The organism is Bacteroides sp. GD17, from assembly GCF_038448625.1.
Taxonomy (GTDB): Bacteria; Bacteroidota; Bacteroidia; order Bacteroidales; family Bacteroidaceae; genus Bacteroides.
In genome coordinates this window covers 60,828-78,224 of sequence record NZ_JBCEZS010000001.1, presented here as the reverse complement: position 1 = coordinate 78,224, position 17,397 = coordinate 60,828, and the positions used below count along the sequence as shown (strand labels likewise).

The 17,397-nt window shown below is 42.6% G+C and carries 10 protein-coding genes; all 10 read right to left on the bottom strand.

Annotation, left to right across the window (positions count from 1 at the left end):
• Nucleotides 1-315: 315 nt before the first annotated feature.
• On the bottom strand, nucleotides 316-1,509 hold the full coding sequence (locus AAE250_RS00260; RefSeq protein ID WP_294599595.1) for a glycoside hydrolase family 172 protein: 1,194 nt from the start codon (nucleotides 1,507-1,509) through the stop codon (nucleotides 316-318).
• A gap of 64 nt (nucleotides 1,510-1,573) precedes the next feature.
• Nucleotides 1,574-3,553 carry a glycoside hydrolase family 97 protein gene (locus AAE250_RS00255; protein WP_294599598.1) on the bottom strand — a complete coding sequence of 660 codons (1,980 nt, stop codon included), beginning with the start codon at nucleotides 3,551-3,553 and terminating at the stop codon, nucleotides 1,574-1,576.
• A gap of 3 nt (nucleotides 3,554-3,556) precedes the next feature.
• The gene (locus tag AAE250_RS00250) at nucleotides 3,557-6,544 is read right to left on the bottom strand and encodes a GH116 family glycosyl hydrolase (protein ID WP_294599600.1); all 2,988 of its coding nucleotides are present in this window, start codon (nucleotides 6,542-6,544) and stop codon (nucleotides 3,557-3,559) included.
• 23 nt (nucleotides 6,545-6,567) lie between these two features.
• Nucleotides 6,568-7,980 carry a DUF4185 domain-containing protein gene (locus tag AAE250_RS00245; protein WP_294599601.1) on the bottom strand — a complete coding sequence of 471 codons (1,413 nt, stop codon included), beginning with the start codon at nucleotides 7,978-7,980 and terminating at the stop codon, nucleotides 6,568-6,570.
• A gap of 113 nt (nucleotides 7,981-8,093) precedes the next feature.
• Entirely contained in the window at nucleotides 8,094-8,507 is a 414-nt protein-coding gene (locus AAE250_RS00240) for a DUF4945 domain-containing protein (RefSeq protein ID WP_294599604.1), read from the bottom strand.
• Between the two features lie 24 nt (nucleotides 8,508-8,531).
• On the bottom strand, nucleotides 8,532-10,340 hold the full coding sequence (locus AAE250_RS00235) for a RagB/SusD family nutrient uptake outer membrane protein (RefSeq protein ID WP_294599607.1): 1,809 nt from the start codon (nucleotides 10,338-10,340) through the stop codon (nucleotides 8,532-8,534).
• A gap of 13 nt (nucleotides 10,341-10,353) precedes the next feature.
• Nucleotides 10,354-13,536, bottom strand: coding sequence for a SusC/RagA family TonB-linked outer membrane protein (locus tag AAE250_RS00230; RefSeq protein ID WP_342288614.1), 3,183 nt, complete (start codon nucleotides 13,534-13,536; stop codon nucleotides 10,354-10,356).
• A gap of 62 nt (nucleotides 13,537-13,598) precedes the next feature.
• Complete coding sequence (locus AAE250_RS00225) at nucleotides 13,599-14,780, bottom strand: glycoside hydrolase family 172 protein (protein WP_294599612.1); 1,182 nt, start codon at nucleotides 14,778-14,780, stop codon at nucleotides 13,599-13,601.
• 12 nt (nucleotides 14,781-14,792) lie between these two features.
• The gene (locus AAE250_RS00220) at nucleotides 14,793-15,743 is read right to left on the bottom strand and encodes an FGGY-family carbohydrate kinase (protein ID WP_342288613.1); all 951 of its coding nucleotides are present in this window, start codon (nucleotides 15,741-15,743) and stop codon (nucleotides 14,793-14,795) included.
• A gap of 411 nt (nucleotides 15,744-16,154) precedes the next feature.
• Nucleotides 16,155-17,219, bottom strand: a complete 1,065-nt coding sequence (locus AAE250_RS00215) for a hypothetical protein (RefSeq protein WP_342288612.1) — start codon at nucleotides 17,217-17,219, stop codon at nucleotides 16,155-16,157.
• Between the last annotated feature and the right edge of the window lie 178 nt (nucleotides 17,220-17,397).

Below are 17,397 nucleotides of genomic sequence, written 5' to 3'. Positions count from 1 at the left end.
TATTGGTGATTTATTAATTATACGTGAATTCGGGATTAAGGAAATGCGGAAAGTATTGTTTTTAGTTCCCGCCTTCCTGTCTTTTATCTGCCTGAGTCCTATATTTAATGTATAAAGTCAGGGATTCTATCTCGTTCAACCTAGGTTATCTTTTCGTCTGACCATGGTCATATTTTTACATGACCATGGTCATTCTTTCGTAAGACCTAGGTCAAACGAGAAATAAACAGGACTTTCCGGGTATAAATTCCCTGTTGTAACAGATGAAAATCCCCCTTTCACTGCATAAAGAAGCCGTAAACAAAAAGAAGATATTTATTCGTTCCCCCAAAGAGTCGACTTATTGCCTTTAGACTTACGCCAAGCATCTCTCCACCGATGTATATCTGTAGGATTAATAAACGGCTTCAGAGCACGTTCAGCCTTTGTAGGAGCAGCAGGAAGAGCCGTTGCCGAATCTTGGTACCAATAAGCTACACTGGCCAGATCCAATGTCAGGTTATTGCCATGTCCGTGTTCAATGGCTCCCTTCAAACTCTTTTCAAAGAAAATAGGATCTGCAATAAAGAAACGATAAACATGTGTACGCCCCAGCCAACCTACGTCATTGTTTACTCGAGGATAACCGAAATACGGATGTGAGAAAGGCTGTTTAGGACACCACGATGTATTGAAAAAGTCTTCTGTACCCGTACCTACCAACGAAGGCATCTTTTCTCCGTCGATGAACCACATGTCGTCACCTTCGCCATACCACATAGGAGAAGGACAGTGTACATAGTAGTTAATGCCTACAAAATGACCCTTACCTGCTGTTTCGATAAACACGTAATTGTCTTTGCCGTCTTTGTTCGGTTTTTGCGGGCCCACAGCGCCCCATTCGGTTTCACCTTCAGGAAGTGCCTCTGTCAGACTATGGTTATACCATGCATGGAATCTGCCCATATCTTTGGGAAGTTTATCCATTTCCAGATAGTCCACATAGAAATAGAAAGCATCAATGTTCCTGTCACTCTGATTCTCGATTTCAATGCGTGCACCTTTTTCAAAAGGCATAGTGAAATAGCATGACATACCGGTACCATTTTCAGGACCTGCCGAAAGAGGAAGGGATGCATAGTTGTATCTTTCGTCCCAACCCTGACCGAAGAAAGGTCCGATAGGAGACTCCACAGAAGGGTAGTCGTTTCCATCCCAGTACATGCGGATAATAATATCGTTTCTGCTCAAAGTGGGAGGAGGAGGCGCAATGGTCACCCAAATGTGATTGATGGCTCCCGCTCCCTTGATGTCCGCGATAATCCGCTTCTCACCCGGCTTAAAAGGTTCTAAGTGATCCCTGTTACCACCAGTCGGGTCCGTACTGGAAATCCGCTTGTTTTTTACTCCTGACTTTAGCTTTGCCAGGTCAAACATCTCATTGGTCATGTTCGTCTGTGCGAAAACAGTAGGCAAATACAATCCCAATACGAGGGATAGTAATAAACTAACTTTTGTAATCTTTCTCATTTTCATTGTCTTTGTTTTATAAGTGATTAAATGATTGGTAAACACATTCTTCTATCTATCAAAATTATAACTTGATTATATGTACTACAGTCCCCCCATCTGAAGCCAATGGCAACTCTACCACATCTTTCTTCGTAACCTTACGTACTTCCTTGTCCAGATGGTTGGCATTCTCGTTCACATCCTTTGCATCGGTGTAGATGGTAGCCTGATAGTCTCCCTCACCCAGGAAATCAAGTTTCAACTGCAGATTGCGGGCAGTACCGTTGTTCAGTGTACCTACCCACCAATCCGAACCACTGCGGCGGGCTACCGTGACGTATTCGTTTATCTTTGCCAACGGTACATGGATTTCATCCCAGGTACCGGGTACGGTCTGCAACACTTCAAATCCGGGCTGCCCTTCATAGGCCTCAGGCTTGTCGCACAAGGAAGTGAGATGATTCTCCAGAACTACATACATAGCCAGCATGTGGCAACGGGTACTCATCACATACGGATTGACATACTGTATCTTGAACTTTGAACGTGGCAAAGCACGAAAGCCTCCCAAATGATAGTCAGTAGCACCTGCAAGCATACGGGTAAACGGTATGGAGATGTCATGGTCTGCATTCACCAACGTATCCCATTTGCAGACTTCATAATTGAGCGTACCTTCCCGGGTAAACTCATTGGGATAAGTACGTACCAATCCCGAAGGCTTGCTGGAACCGTGGAACTGGATAAACAGACGATGCCTGGCGGCACACTTCAAGATATCTTCCTGAATCCGTATCATCTCCTGGTCATTTCGGTCCATGAAGTCTACCATCAGTCCCTTCACGCCCCACGTTTCATACAATGCAAAGGCTTCCTCCAATTTGTCATACAAAGGTCTCCAATGCACCCAGAGATGTATTCCTACGCCTTTACTTTTTGCATACTCTGCGATACGTGGCATGTTCAGGCAGGGTATCGGCTTTGTGATGTCTGCATTGGGGCCAGCCCATCCAAAATTGAAATTATCGTCATAGTACCACGGTGTTTCCGCATAACCATAGATGCCATGTGCATCCAAGCCATTCCGGGCTGCAAAGTCAATATAGTATTTATTAGTCTCAAAGTTATTCCCCGGAGAGAATGTACTGTCGGGCACTACGTTTCCGTTCCACCAGGTGAATGTGGTTCTGCAAGGCTTTATCCATGAGGTGTCTTCCATTTTGCAGGGCTCATTCAGACTGGTGAGGATATTGGTCTCAAGAAGCCCTCCTACACGGTCGGCTATGGAAACAACACGCCATGGGGTACGATGTGGGAATTCATTAATTTCAACCTTAACCTTCTCCTGTCCCAACTTCGGGGATAACTTTCCTACCAGTTTATCCTTTTCCTTCACCAGATACATTCCTGCATAATCGCGTATGGCAGCTTCTGTAATGGACATAAAGATGTTATTATCGAATTCAAAGGTAGCCGGCATCTCAATCAGGCGTTTCTTTGCAACCTCATTGTATCTTACATGATTATAAACTCCTTCGTGTGTATTTACATATCCCGGCAGATACATCAGCAGTGCCATCGGGTTTCCTTCCAGATTGAACTGTGTTTTCTCATCATACATCACATAAGAGTTCCATCCTTTCTGTTGGGGGAATTCATAACGGAATGCTATACCGTCGTTGAACGCCCTTACCACCAGGTTTATCAACCTTTCCGGTCCGGACTTCTCTTGCAACGGTACTACCATCTCGTTGCAGTGGTTGCGTGCTTGGCTGACCTTTCCTACCACCAGGTCATAGGTCTCATCAATTTTCCTACGTTGTACCTTGCCCACCTTCAAATTACTGCCGAATTCTCCACTATTGAAACTAAAGCCCAGCAAAGAATTACCCACTAAAACCTGCTTCTGAAAAGCTATGGCATAAGACGCAGTTTCAGCAGTAACATTCAATGTAAACTTCAGTTTTCCGTCTGGAGAAGATACCGACAGCTTTTGCTGCGCAGAAACAACTGCACAGCAAAGCATAACGGTACATAAAATAAGAATCTTTTTCACGGTCATTTTTTAATGGGTATTGATATTATAGTGTTTCACATCAATGGTACCATAAACCACATTCAGAGAAGGCTTTCCATCTTTCCATTCAATGGTGCCAAAACCAGTATCAGTACTGATAAAACTTTTAAAGTCGCCAATCTTAGAATCAATATACATGGTCTTGTCAACGGCATCATATCTTACTCCGGTAAGTCCCTGCAACATGCCATAACTTGCCATAGCCCGTGCATACCAATGCCCGCATTCTATTTCGTCGAATGGATTCCTTACTCTTCCATCATAACGCTCCCGACACTCGCGAACAATATCCAACCCCTTCTCTACTTCGCCCTTCATCATCAAATGACTGGCAACCTGATATTCGATGCCTGTCCATACTTCGTTGCTATATACAAAAGGCAATGACAGCGCACCACCCTTCGGCCATGTACAAAGCAGTAACCCGCCTTCTTTACCACAAGCATAAGCCGGTCTTTGAGGATTGAAATGGTCTATCAGATTATTCCTCAAATTGTACTTATGTACAGACAGCAAATGGCTTTTGACTTTCTCGTTATCAAGCACTTCATCCAACCCACATACAGAAGCCATCCACATGCCCAAAATACCATCGGACAAACAACCTGTGCCATACTGGTATTTAGGTCCTTCCTCCTTGAGTAATTTCAGCGCTTCTTCTGAATAACTCCCTCCGAAAGACATTACATTCACCGGATTGGGCGCCTGAAGTCCTTCCCATTGAATCTTCTGTATGAAGTACTCTCCATCAAAAAGAGTATTCTCCATGTACTTTTTACCTTTCGCCAGCAAGGCTGCATATTCTTTAACGGGCTGCTTCAGCTCTTTTCCCATCTCTATAAAAGCAGTCAAAGCTCCTAAATAGAAACTGGTACACATGCCGTCCGGTCCCCAGAATTCAATATCGTAAGTATTATGGTGCGGTTCTTCAAGATAGCCCTTATGCAAAGGATCCCATGTACGGATACAGTAGTCTAGGCTTTTCTTCACTGCAGGGAAAAGTTTTTTTATCCACTGCGTGTCTCCGCTGATACGCCATTCACGATAAACTTTCATAATTCCGCCCAACTGTCCGTCGGCAGCAGCATGGAAATTATGGGGTGGCGTAGAGATAGGCATGTTTGATCTAAAGTTCTGATGCCCCTCAGCATTCTGACTTACTTTAAACTCAGTTTCACGCAACGTTCTTTCCAAAGACGGGAAAAGATGAGGCAAAGCTTGGGCATAGTTCCATACGTGGGTACAACTTCCATGACAAGAACCTCTATAATCTTCGCATCCTTCCCAAGCCCAGAACCTTCCGTCCCACTGGCGCAATACTGTAGGAGATTTCAATATAGTCAAATTAGCAGCAACAGCCTCCAGCACTTCTGCTGGCAGAGTGGAATCGTAGAATGCATTACTGAACAGCTTACTGTTATCCTTTAACATTGAACTATTTGTGTTCCAATATTGAATGACGTCATTCAAATTCTTGAACCGTTCAGAATACCAAGGTCTGTATGTGGCTTCAGTTTCATCTACGTTTGCAACGAATTGCTTCTCCTCCACAGAAGAATCCAAAATCTGCCAGTCTCCCCAGTCATCACCTTCAAAGTCTTCGAATACTATTGCCGAAGAAGACGGATTATGCAAATCTTCATTCTGATCGTTTGTAAGTACGAATTGGTCAGCCAAGACATGTCCCCATGGTTGAGCATCCAAATCAATGATTTTTATTGAGGCTTTTTTCCCTTGGAAAGGTTTTAAATCCCATATAGCTTCATTCAGTATCTCCGACTGATTGCCAACTGCCGTCAGCACAATCTTCCCATCTACAACCAGATTCACAGAGGTACAATCGGCCTGATTACCCCCACCGACTAAGAATTTCAAATATCTTTTCCCGATATTAAATTCAGGAGACTGGATAATGCCCATTAATCCGTCGCCTCCGTGATCGAATGAATTCAATAGTTGCTTGCCTATAAATCCACTTACAGTCTGCTGTGCAGGGGCTGTTCCTTTGGAAAGACCACCCACAAATGCACTACCTGTTTTCCTTGCAATACCGATAGAAAGATCTGAATCGGGCAAATACCAGCAGAAGTTTACTTGAATGGTTTTCGTTTCTCCCGGCTGCAACTCTATCGGCACATAAACAGATGCTCCGGGGGAAACTCCCTTAACCGGTTGATTATCGACTATTCTCCCATGACGAATGTTATCCCAAACCACTGTCTGAGAATCGAACCAACCACCACGGAACCAGCAATAATCTACTACCGCCTTATCATTATCGACATAAACAGCCAATCCGTTCTTATCATTGTCCTGTGCAGGTTTCAAGGCAAATCCGTTCTTTACTTTTTGGATATTTCCCTGACCGTCGATAAAGTTCTTTGCATTATAAGAAAAGATTGTTTCGACATTCTTATCTGAAATATTCGTAAACTGATACTCCAACACTCCTGCCGGCAAGCTGGAATTATCGGCGTCTGTCGGGATAAAAGGACTCCAACCCACTATCTTTACTTCCAAAGGCAAATCCTTATCTTTTAAATCTATGGTTGCAAAAGGGAAACGTGCCCGGAAAGCCGCTTCTTCAAAGCGGGGCAAACCATACGTCTTATCTCCCCTACCCAAACCACTCTGAACGGGACCAAATAACTTCCAGGTCGGTACCTGGCCTTCCAGTACTTTTGCTCCCGAGCCTTTTACGTATATAGCTGCAAAAGCATAAGGTTCGTTCATTACATCCGGATGATTTTTAAGCGATACATGTGAGATAGCACCGGTTCCCTCCAAACAAAACATACCGGCACCAATACCGCCAATAGGGAATGCAACCCGGTCCAAATATTCTTTTTGATATTCGCCATTAAACTCTCTTCCTGATTCAGCAGGAAAAGATCTGCTGTTCTGAGCCATTGTTCTGCTCGGGAACAGTATAGCCATATTCAACAAGGCTAATAAAGTCAAAGTCATTTTTACCATAATAAAATAATTGTTTTATTAATTCAATCTGAAAAATTACCCATATCAGCCAACTCAACCTTCATAAGAAAAGCATTGTATGGCAGCCACATTGACATTGTAAAATACAAATTATCGCCTTTTACAGACAATGGATGGAAGAAAGAGCCATAGAGCTGGGCATAATCTTTGCCATTGGCCAGTTCGTAAGGATCACTCCATGGACCCGTTATATTTTCTGCTGTACGCATCGTTATGTTGTATCTGTCGGAATTAAAGTAAGCGATTATCCACTTCTTATGTTTCTCATTATATATAAAGGACAACTCTCCCACTTTATCGTTTATAATAACCGTTGCTTTGCTTTCATCACCTTTTACCCATTGACCGGTCGATTCTTCCCAATACTCATAATTATTCTGATTCTCTATATCAGCTTCCAGAAACCGTGCCAAGCGGGCACTACTATCCCTTCCTGTCTGGGTACCGATCATATAAACATACCCGTCTTTCTTGAAATAACCTACTTGCCCAAAATTACTGTAAGATGAGAAAGATACACCCTCGCATTTGCTCCAAGTAGTACCTGCATCGGTTGATTTATACATACCGGAATAATTTGTAATCCATCCGGTCCAGTTTTTCATATTAAAATAGTGCACATACTCTGCTCCATTGGCATGAATAGCCGCTGTAGGGATAGATGTCCAGTCACCATTGCCCGATGTATCTTTTCCACCAAATACAATCTCCCGTGCATCCCCTTTCTCATTTACAGCCATGCCACTGAAAGACAGTCCGTCTTCCAGGTCGTCATCTTCTGAAAAGGCCAATACATTACTACGCCAGCTACCGCCATTCGGGCCAGGGTTAGACTGATCAGGCTTAAAATCGCGTCCAAAAGTATCTCCAAAAAAGATTCCATATTTCCCGGGTTGCATCTCCCATATAATACCAAGGTCAGTTCCACCGACATTCCATTTCACAGCTGTATTATTCGGGCTGGGAAAAGTTTCTTCAGGCATCGCACTTCCTGTAACGCGGGCTATCCGGGAAACCTTACGAATAAAAAATCCCCAACGGTTGTCTATGTCCAGCGAAAGCTCGTTCGACATATTCCCATCTTTATAGAAGGCTATCAACACCAATCTAAAGCTCTCCGGGTCCGTTTTCTGAATTGTATAGTTGAATTTATAATTTGAAGAAAGTTCGCTCTGATTTATCTTGACCGAATAGTTATCCCCTCCGCTCTTTTTAACTATCAAATAGTCTATGTCATCAAGATTCTTAAAGTTCAAGGTAGTTGATACAGCCTTTGTATCCTTATCCGGGACCAAATAGGTTTCCGAAGATATAATCTCGTCAACCGGTATATAAGGTTCATTCTCTTGCTCGTCAGAACAAGAGGAAAACAAAGATATAAAGGAAGAAAGAACTATAAAGAGTATGTTTTTCATGTTATTCACCTAATTTTTAATTGTGTATTGTATAGAAGTTGGTTCAAAGGCACAAAAAAGAAAAATTTATAGAGAGTGTGCCCGCACACTCTCTATAAAAAATTAAAAGCGAATTATTGGATTTCAATAACCTGACCTTCAGAATAGATCCTATTGGATATTCCGGGTTCTGTTGCTTCATCCGTCAACGTTCCCACCAATTTTACAATGAATCTATACTTGCTGTCTGCATCGATTGCAATGCCTTCAGCAGAGGTTCCTTCACTGGGAATCGTAATCACATCTGTATAAATATCATTCTCCACTTTCTGGATACTCACTTCCAAGGGTCTTAAAAACTCTGCAGGTACATTACCGGGGATTTGCCAGGTCAGTTTAACTGCATTTCCTTGCTTTGAATAATCAAGGTTTTCCACCTTAGGCAAAACATAATGAGTTCCTTTGCTATCAATAACATCTCTATCGTAACAACTGGTAGCCAGTAAACAAGTAAGCACTACCATGAATATTTTTACTATATTTTTCATAATTACAATTTTAAGAGTTCAATATTAATATCCCGGATTCTGTGTATAATTGCCTTTTGCGTATACCATCTGGTTTGTATGGATAGGGAAGAACTCATCTCTACCTGCAGTAAAGCGCGCAATGTTCATCCACTCGAATCTGTTTCTTTCTATCGCAAAATATGCATTCATGGTCTTTTCCAAAGTACCCCAACGTTGCAGGTCAAAGAAACGGCGTCCTTCGCAAGCAAATTCAAGACGATTCTCCCATTCCAGAGCTTTCCATGCAAAATCTTTGGTCCAAGTACAGTTCACACCAGGCTTATACAGTTCACATTTATAATTCATGATTGGTTTGTCATCTGCCATTTTCAGCCTTCCGGTACTATTTGCCGCCCGTTGACGAATTTTGTTGATTAAAGGCAAGGCCTCATCCCATCTGTCTAACTGGATAAGGACTTCTGCCTTCCACAATACCACTTCATCGTATCTGATCAGTCGCTTATTCATAGAATTGAATTCCCAACCGTCATATAACAGACATTCACAATCGGGATGCGGCAACTCTTTTACAGATTTCAGATAACCATATTCCATACCATTACGGATACCTCTGCTCTCAAATATCAAGTAAGGATCGTATTTCCAAGGCTGACCGGGTGCACATACCGTATGGCTGAAACGAGGGTCAAAATTATAACGGTCAAAATAAGCCTTATTACCCGCCTCTATAGCCGGAATATTATCCGAACCATCAGGGTTCTTAATATACTCACCATAGCAATCATCATTGTACGAATCGAACAATGGCAACCCGTCGGCACCAGTCTTGAATGCATTACCCATCGTATAGCTTACGTGGTGATAATCACAGCAATGGAATCCTCCCCATTCCCAAGGATGGTTCAAACCTTCACTTCTGTTGATCTTACCTCCCGTTGAGCTGCCATCATTTATGGAATACTGAATTTCCCAAATAGATTCTTTGGTTTTATTGTCGGATTCAATCACAAAATTCTCGCCAAAGTCACTGCACAAATCCAGTGCATTACCTTCCTGGTCGGTCAATTTATTCAGATAAGTCAACGCCTCAGTCAGTCTTTCTTTATTGACGTTGATAACCTGATGCCTGTCATCCTGCTCGTAAGCCATGAACATCAAAGTTCTTGCAACCATTGCCGTTGCGGCATTCTTATTAATTCTTCCCTTATCCATCTGTACTTCAGGAAGAAGAGACTCTGCAGTTTTAAAATCCTGAAGAATTCTTTCCCACAAGTATTGGTCGTTCGGATAATTCTTGTCTCTGTTCGGTATAGCCTCAAAATCAGCTGAAGTTCCTACCACCTTTTCATCAATATAGGGTATATATTTAAAGAACTGCTTAAGTCTGAAATGAGTGAATGTACGGATAAACAACACTTCTCCCATTCTACTATTCTTCACAGGAAAATCAGCTTCAGATATCGGCTCCATCTTTTGTATGGCAGTGTTACATCTCTGTATAACCTGATAAGAAACATACCATGGATAATCAAGCGGCCATCCGTTAGGAGTCAAGTTGACAAAAGTCTCCATATATCCCCAACCGTCACCACCGTCCCAAGTTCCTCCACCTGCCTTGTAAGAGTCGTCAGAACGTAATGAACCAGACCACCAGAACGCAAATGGTGAATCCCAAGTCGGGATATCCGTCATTCTTGCATAAGCTGCCGTCACGAAACCTTCCATATCACTTGGTTTGCTCAGCAGATTTTCATCTAAAACTTGTTTAGGATTTACTTCCAAAAAGTCATCACAACTGTTTAACCCCAATATAGCGGTTAAAACCAATAATAACGATATAAACTTCTTCATTGTGTTTTTCTAATTAAAATGTAACATTAAGTCCGAAAGTCATTGTAAACGGAGTTAAATATCCATAGTCAGGCATTTCCGGATCGAAACTGGTATATTGGTCGGCTCCCCAGAATTTCTTCAGAGTAAATACATTTCTTGCTGAAGCATATACTCTTAAATTCTTCATCATCATCTTATCTGTGATTTTGCTTGGGAAAGTATAACCTAATTCTATATTTCTCAACTTCAAGTAAGAACCATCTTCTATGTAATAGGTAGACAATCTCTGTTCGTTATTGACAGTCGTATTCGTCATAGCCGGAATATCGGAATTCGGATTATCAAATGACCAAGCCTTCAGCAATCTGGTTGAATGGTTCTTTCCTGAGGGAACGGAACCTGATATACTCCAGAAGTCGCTTTCTTGTTTCCAGATGTTGTTTACCTGATTCCCGAAGACACCTTGGAAGAACAGATTCAAATCAAAATTGCGGTATTTGAAATCAAAAGTAAGTCCTCCGAAGAAGTCAGGATCTGTCGTACCAATGTATGTTCTGTCAGTCAGTTCATTGACTACTCCATCACCATCCAAATCCTTGTAACGGATTCGGCCTATTGCCTTTCCCGGTTGCTCTGCATGTCTGTCCACTTCTTCCTGTGTCTTGAATATACCATCTGCTACAAGACCGTAGAAGACATTGGGCGATCTGCCTATTACAAAGTCACGTATACCATCACCCGGATACTTATTAATTACGTTTGTAGGAAGTTCAACCAACTTAGTCTTGTAAGTTCCGATATTTGCTGAAATCGTGTACTGGAATGCAGCACCCGGAGCATTTCTAAGGCTAACTTCAAATTCAATTCCCTGATTATTCATACTTGCACCATTGATCCAAGGCTCACCACCTTCTCCCATAACTGCAATATAGGGAGTCTGAACAAGGATATCCTTTGTTTTCTTATAATAATAACCCAAAGAACCGGTAATACGCTGGTTCAGGAAACCAAAGTCAACAGCCAGATCAGTCTGTGTAGTAGTTTCCCACTTCAGGTCAGGATTTCCAATCCAAGTTCTGCTGTAACCAGAGTACAAAGGTCCCGTTTCATTACCCTGAATAGGATAGGAAGTACCGAAATAGTCTGTTGTAAACGGAGTAGTAGTATATCCTCTTGGCAAGCCTTGCACACTTCCGTTTGATCCCCAGCTGGCACGTAATTTAAGATCGGACAAGAAGCTGATATCTTCCATGAAAGCCTCATCCTTGATTCTCCAGCCGGCAGAGAAAGCCGGGAATGTAGCATAACGGTTATTTGCACCAAACAAAGAAGAACCATCACGACGTACAGTAGCAGAAAACAGATACTTCCCGTTATAAACATAGTTGGCTTTACCAAACAAAGAGAAATAAGTATATTCATCTGCCGAACTGCCAAGTTGGTATTTTGTTCCGGTAGTTACACCAAGGTGAGCAAAGTCTCTATCTTCCAGATAGATTCCTTCTCTTCTCGCAGAGAAACCTTCTTGAACATATCTTGTTGCTTCAGTACCCAATACAACATCCAGGCTATGCTTGCCGGTGCTCAGCGTGTACGACAAAGTATTAGTCCATACATAGCTCAGCGGATGTGACTGGTAACTACCTACATAATTCTCTCCATTACTATTTCTACCTCCTGTTTCAGACCAAACACCATCTACAGCACGATTATAAGCATTACCATAATCTACACCAAACTGAGTTCTTGCCGATATTCCTTTCCAGATATTCAAGTCAAGGAAAATATTACCGATAATCTTGACATAATTATTCACATTATCCTTGTTCATCGTCAACAGACGTACCGGATTACTGAAATCATCGAATCCGGCAGCTCCGGCCCATCCGCCATTCTCATCATAAACGGGAGCAGCAGGAGGATTAACCATTGCCCAGCGCGTTTCATTCTGATCTCTGTATTGCAAATAAGACACAGCCAGATTCTCACCAACTTTCAAATGATTCTTTATCAAGCTATATTCCGTATTGGCACGTATTGAATACTGTCTGAAGAATGTATATTTCTGTGTTCCCTGATTATCATAATATCCTAATGAGAACAAACTCTTAGACTTTTCCGTTCCATTGGAAATCGTTAACTGATGATTGGTTGAAATCGCTGTCTGATAGATTTCCTTCATCCAATCCGTGTCGGCTCCTCTTACTGTTTTATCAGCATTGAGGAATTCTGCTGTTTTCAGCCCATCCAATACAGCCATTCCATTGTTATCTCTATGCCATGTATATTCATAAGCCGGAGGCAATGCCATCGCCGAACCGTAAACTCTTTCATCGTATGCCTGTGCCTGGAAAGCAGCTCTACCATATTGTTCGGCATTCATCAATTGGGGTTTATTCAAGACAGTATTGATTGAAACACTACCATTGTACTCAATACTTGTTTTTCCCTCTTTTCCTTTCTTCGTTAGAACCAGGATTACACCACCGGAAGCTCTTGCTCCATAAATACTGGCTGAAGCAGCATCTTTCAAAACTTGGATAGACTCAATATCACTGGCATTTATATCCCGAAAATTAAGATTCTCGGTAGGCATACCGTCCAAAACAATCAAAGGTTTGACTCCTCCGGACAGAGAAGATAATCCTCTGATCTGAATAGTGGTCCCTTCTGCAGGATTACCGCCATTGGTCGTGATATGTACACCGGCAAGTTTACCCTGTAATGACTTCATAGCATTGGCAGATGCATTTTTCTTCAGATCATCCGAACCAGCCATTGCAACAGAACCAGTCAAGTCTGCTTTTCTTTGCGTCATATATCCTGTATACACTACAACCTCGGAAAGCATTGTAGCATCGCTCTTCATGACAACATCCAAAGATCTTAAACCCTTAACAGAATGCTCCTCTGTCCTCTGCCCGATATAAGAGAATACCAATACTGCATTATCAGAAGGTATCCTTATAGAATATTTTCCCTCTACATCAGTAGTTGTACCTATAGTGGTTCCTTTAACTACAACATTAACCCCAATAAGAGGCTCCCTGGTGCCTTCTTCTAAAACGGTTCCCTGTATGATTCTTTCTTGTTGAACCGATTCATTCACTCCCGGTACAGCAGTTACCGGAGGAAGATTATCCCCCGCATATACTGCTAACGATAGCATTGATGCCAATGCTATGAAACCATTCCTTTTACAGAAAATTCTCATAATACTTTGATTTAATAGTTAATAATAATTCATCGTGGTTTAAAATGATGAGTATACTCTACTTACCATCTTGGAATTTCTAAGTCATCTTTACTTGGCAGAGCAGGGAATTTTGCATGCGGCTCGGCCTGATACCAGAAAACAGTGGATGAAATATCCGACTTTTGATTATTATAACGACCGTCATGACGCCATCCCAAATCTTGTATAGTAACTTTCAAATCTTTGTCAAAGCGCACCGGATCCAAAATATGCCAACGGTACAAACCGAAAGAAGTAACTGCACGGTACAACCCGTCCGGACGAAGCACTTGATGCATACCGGCATAAGGAGTAGTAAATTCCTGATATTGATGAGTCTTCTGATTTTCAAAGTTATAAGACCCACAGAAATAATCTTCCGCTCCGGTTCCGCAGATTGTCGGGTATTCCTTATCACCATCCATATAGAACTTGATTTCACCTTCTCCCCACCAGCAATTATCATTCACACGCCAAGCCAGATAAGTACCAACATACTGGCCTTTACCTTTTACGCCATCAATCAGAGTATGCAGCGAACCCTGAGTCGGATTAGAACGACGGAACTGTGCATGGAAATATGCTTCATCCTCAGGAATATCAGTCAACGTATAATTAATCTGGTAGTACAAACGCATTTCTTCACTGGAGTTTATATTTTCCAATGTAATACGTGCTTTTTTGCGGAAAGGCATTTGCCAGTAGCAATTGAAAGCACTACCCGGATTTACGCAAACAGCCAATGAACTCAATTGCGCATATTCATTATAGGCACTACAGAAGAAGTCCCCTACCGGACATTCAACGGATGGTTCTTTTTCATCATCCCAATACATCCTGATAATGGAAAAGCGCCAGTTTCCAGTCGGTGTCATCCAGATTTGCTGGATAGCTCCAGGACCTTCAATTTCTGCAATCGTGATTGTTTCTCCGGGTTTTACAATGATAAACGGATTTACCTTCCAACCTTTACCTAAGTCCTTGGCCGCATGATGAGCATTTGCCACATTCCGTTGATCCTTGTCTCTGACCGGATCTGCCATGCCGCCTTTGCCCTTTTCACCCGTAAAGTTCTCAGGACTGATGGAGCGTGTCTTTGCATTGGACAGTCTCGACAGATTGCCCATACCCATATCCAATCCGTTGAATGAGTAGTTTTTTTGAGCATAAACACCCACGGTGACCATGCATAAGGCCACCAAAATAAAAGATTTGATTTTCATGATTTGAATAGATTAATGGTTTGTATAATTAATAATTTCAGCAAACTTTGCCAGTTCAAGATATTTCTTGTAGAGTTTCTCGTAAACGAGGGAACGTTTCTTATCCGGCTGATATTCAGCTTCTATATCCGAGCCCATGTGTTTCGTAGCCTCACTGATATCCGGATATATCCCCGCAGCAACAGCCGCAAACATGGCTGCCCCCAGAGCGCAGGTCTGTTCCGAACGGACTACACGGATAGGCATATCCAGCACATCTGCCAGTGTCTGCATCACGAAAGGAGCTTTCTTGCTGATGCCTCCGATGGCATTGACGGAGTCGATACGCAACCCCTGTCCTTTCATGTGTTCAACGATACGGCGGGAACCGAAAGCAGTAGCTTCAACCAGTGCCCGGAAAACTTCCGGTGCGGTGCTGCCCAGAGTAAGGCCTGCAATGGCTCCTTTCACATTCTGGTCGGCATCAGGAGTACGTCGGCCGTTCATCCAGTCCAAAGCGACAACACTGTCTTCCGAGGGTTCCACAGCCTGGGCTTCACGGGTCAGTTCGACCAACATGCCATCCAATACTTTCTGCTTCTCCTCACCGTCAGGGATGTTTTTCAGCGGCCATGCCAGCATTTTCTTGAACCAGGCGTAGATATCTCCGAAAGCTGACTGCCCGGCTTCAAAGCCGATGAATCCCGGCAGTACCGATCCATCCACCTGGCCGCAGATTCCCTTGATACAACGGTTGCCGATCTCAGTTTTCTCCGCTACCATGATGTCGCAGGTAGAAGTCCCGATGATGCGCGTCAATACCCCTGGTGCTACCGAAGCCCCTACGGCACCCATATGTGCGTCCAGTGCTCCTACGGCTACGGCAATACCTTCGGGCAGTCCGAGCTTCTCTGCCCATTCAGCAGTAAGTGTACCCGCTACGGTATCGCTGGTATGCGTCTGCGTGAAGAGATGCGGCAGCATTTCGGCAAGAGACGGATTAAGTTCCGAGAGAACTCTAGTACAAAGAAGCCTTAAATTTGCTTTATAATTCGTAGTGATACTGCTATGAAAGGTTAGCCCAGAAGCAGTAGAAGAAGATAATTCAAAGAGAAAATGCATAAAAAACAAGCAGTAGAAATAAGGTATCTATTTCCACTGCTTATCTATTTTTATTTGCCCGGGGCTAATTTATCCGTCAAACAATAAAATGAAGTATACAAAATCCGATAAATAGAACAATTCTATCCGGTTCTTACCTCCTACCTACCCGGTTCTTACCCGACTCTTACCTGGTTCTTGTATTTTCCCTCTCTATAAACAAGAAGAAAACAGGGAGCAGGTAAGAGTTAGAAGAGTTTTAGACCAAAAGGTGAACCGTTTTACATACCGGTTTTATCGGGTTATCTTGTTTATTAACTCCTCCGGTGAAAGAGGTGTGATACCGAAGATGAAACTTTGGCCGGAACGGAAGGGCTCAGTCAATTCAAAGTTCTCATAGGCAATGCCACCGGGTATCGGAGATTTGCTTGCCCAATATGTATAACGTCCGTTCACAACTCCTTCCAACTCATTGCTCGGCTTAGGACAATACCAATACTGCGTTGCCTTTTTACCGGTATATTTCCAATGTGTATCTGTGTCTTCCGAGTAAACGGCTTTCGTTGGGGCCTTTTCGTCAGGAGAAGCTATAAACCATGCACCGCCATTCTTATCTTTTATCATTTCGGATAGGGAGGTATGGTCATGTTCCGTAAAATTAGAATCTTTGTAGTTTGGCCATAGCTGACCGGCTTCTTTAGTTTTACCGTTTGCAAGATGCAATGTCCTGAGTCGCGCTTTATTCCCCATAGTGGCTGTGAGTATAAAACGATTTAGCTCATCAGACTCTTCTGTACTATATGTAGTCAACTCAAATTCGTAAGGCTTCCCTGCGGTGAATCTGATCCGAACATAGACATCTGCGCCATTATCAAACGTTTCGCAAAAGAAATAGACGGTCAATGTTTCGACTCCATTCTCACTGGCCACTACTCCACGTGCCGGATAGTACTGGTCTGGAAATGAAGGCGCTTCTGCAGTATTTCCACTCCAAAAGCGTTTTCCGCGAACATCATCCAGCTTACTCCATTCCAATTCTGATAATCCTCTGTTGTTTTTCGCTTTGTCTACCGGTTCAAAAGCGATGAAATTGGTTACAACGAATTCATCGTGTTTTAAATAAGGTGTATAAATACGGATAAGCCCTCGTGGACCGCCAAGTGGTGCAATTCCTATCCGGATGCCATCCACAAATCCCCAGACGGGTTGTGCTTTCGTGTTTTGGGCAGGCTGTAGCCATATTCCATTTTTCTCCGGAGTTGCTAAACTTTCCGGGGCGATTTGCAAATTCGTCTGTCCATAGCAGTAATGCATTGTACATGCAAAAAATAAAAGTGTAAATAGAATCTTGGTTTTCATGGTTTTAAGATTTTAAAATTGTTTTTTTCTATCATTTATGGTAGTTCATACTGCTCTCAGCATGATTTCATGCTGCAAATATAAAAATGTTATAACGAATTAGCAAAATAATTTGCAGATTTAATTTTTATGTTTATATTTGCATCGTGATAATACGATAAGTGCTACAATTTCAAGA

Bases quoted from the DNA above. Each gene is read 5' to 3' on its own strand.
- AAE250_RS00250 (WP_294599600.1), bottom strand. From the start codon at position 6,544: ATGGTAAAAATGACTTTGACTTTATTAGCCTTGTTGAATATGGCTATA.
- AAE250_RS00225 (WP_294599612.1), bottom strand. From the start codon at position 14,780: ATGAAAATCAAATCTTTTATTTTGGTGGCCTTATGCATGGTCACCGTG.
- AAE250_RS00240 (WP_294599604.1), bottom strand. From the start codon at position 8,507: ATGAAAAATATAGTAAAAATATTCATGGTAGTGCTTACTTGTTTACTG.
- AAE250_RS00220 (WP_342288613.1), bottom strand. From the start codon at position 15,743: ATGCTGCCGCATCTCTTCACGCAGACGCATACCAGCGATACCGTAGCG.
- AAE250_RS00245 (WP_294599601.1), bottom strand. From the start codon at position 7,980: ATGAAAAACATACTCTTTATAGTTCTTTCTTCCTTTATATCTTTGTTT.
- AAE250_RS00235 (WP_294599607.1), bottom strand. From the start codon at position 10,340: ATGAAGAAGTTTATATCGTTATTATTGGTTTTAACCGCTATATTGGGG.
- AAE250_RS00215 (WP_342288612.1), bottom strand. From the start codon at position 17,219: ATGAAAACCAAGATTCTATTTACACTTTTATTTTTTGCATGTACAATG.
- AAE250_RS00230 (WP_342288614.1), bottom strand. From the start codon at position 13,536: ATGAGAATTTTCTGTAAAAGGAATGGTTTCATAGCATTGGCATCAATG.
- AAE250_RS00255 (WP_294599598.1), bottom strand. From the start codon at position 3,553: ATGACCGTGAAAAAGATTCTTATTTTATGTACCGTTATGCTTTGCTGT.
- AAE250_RS00260 (WP_294599595.1), bottom strand. From the start codon at position 1,509: ATGAGAAAGATTACAAAAGTTAGTTTATTACTATCCCTCGTATTGGGA.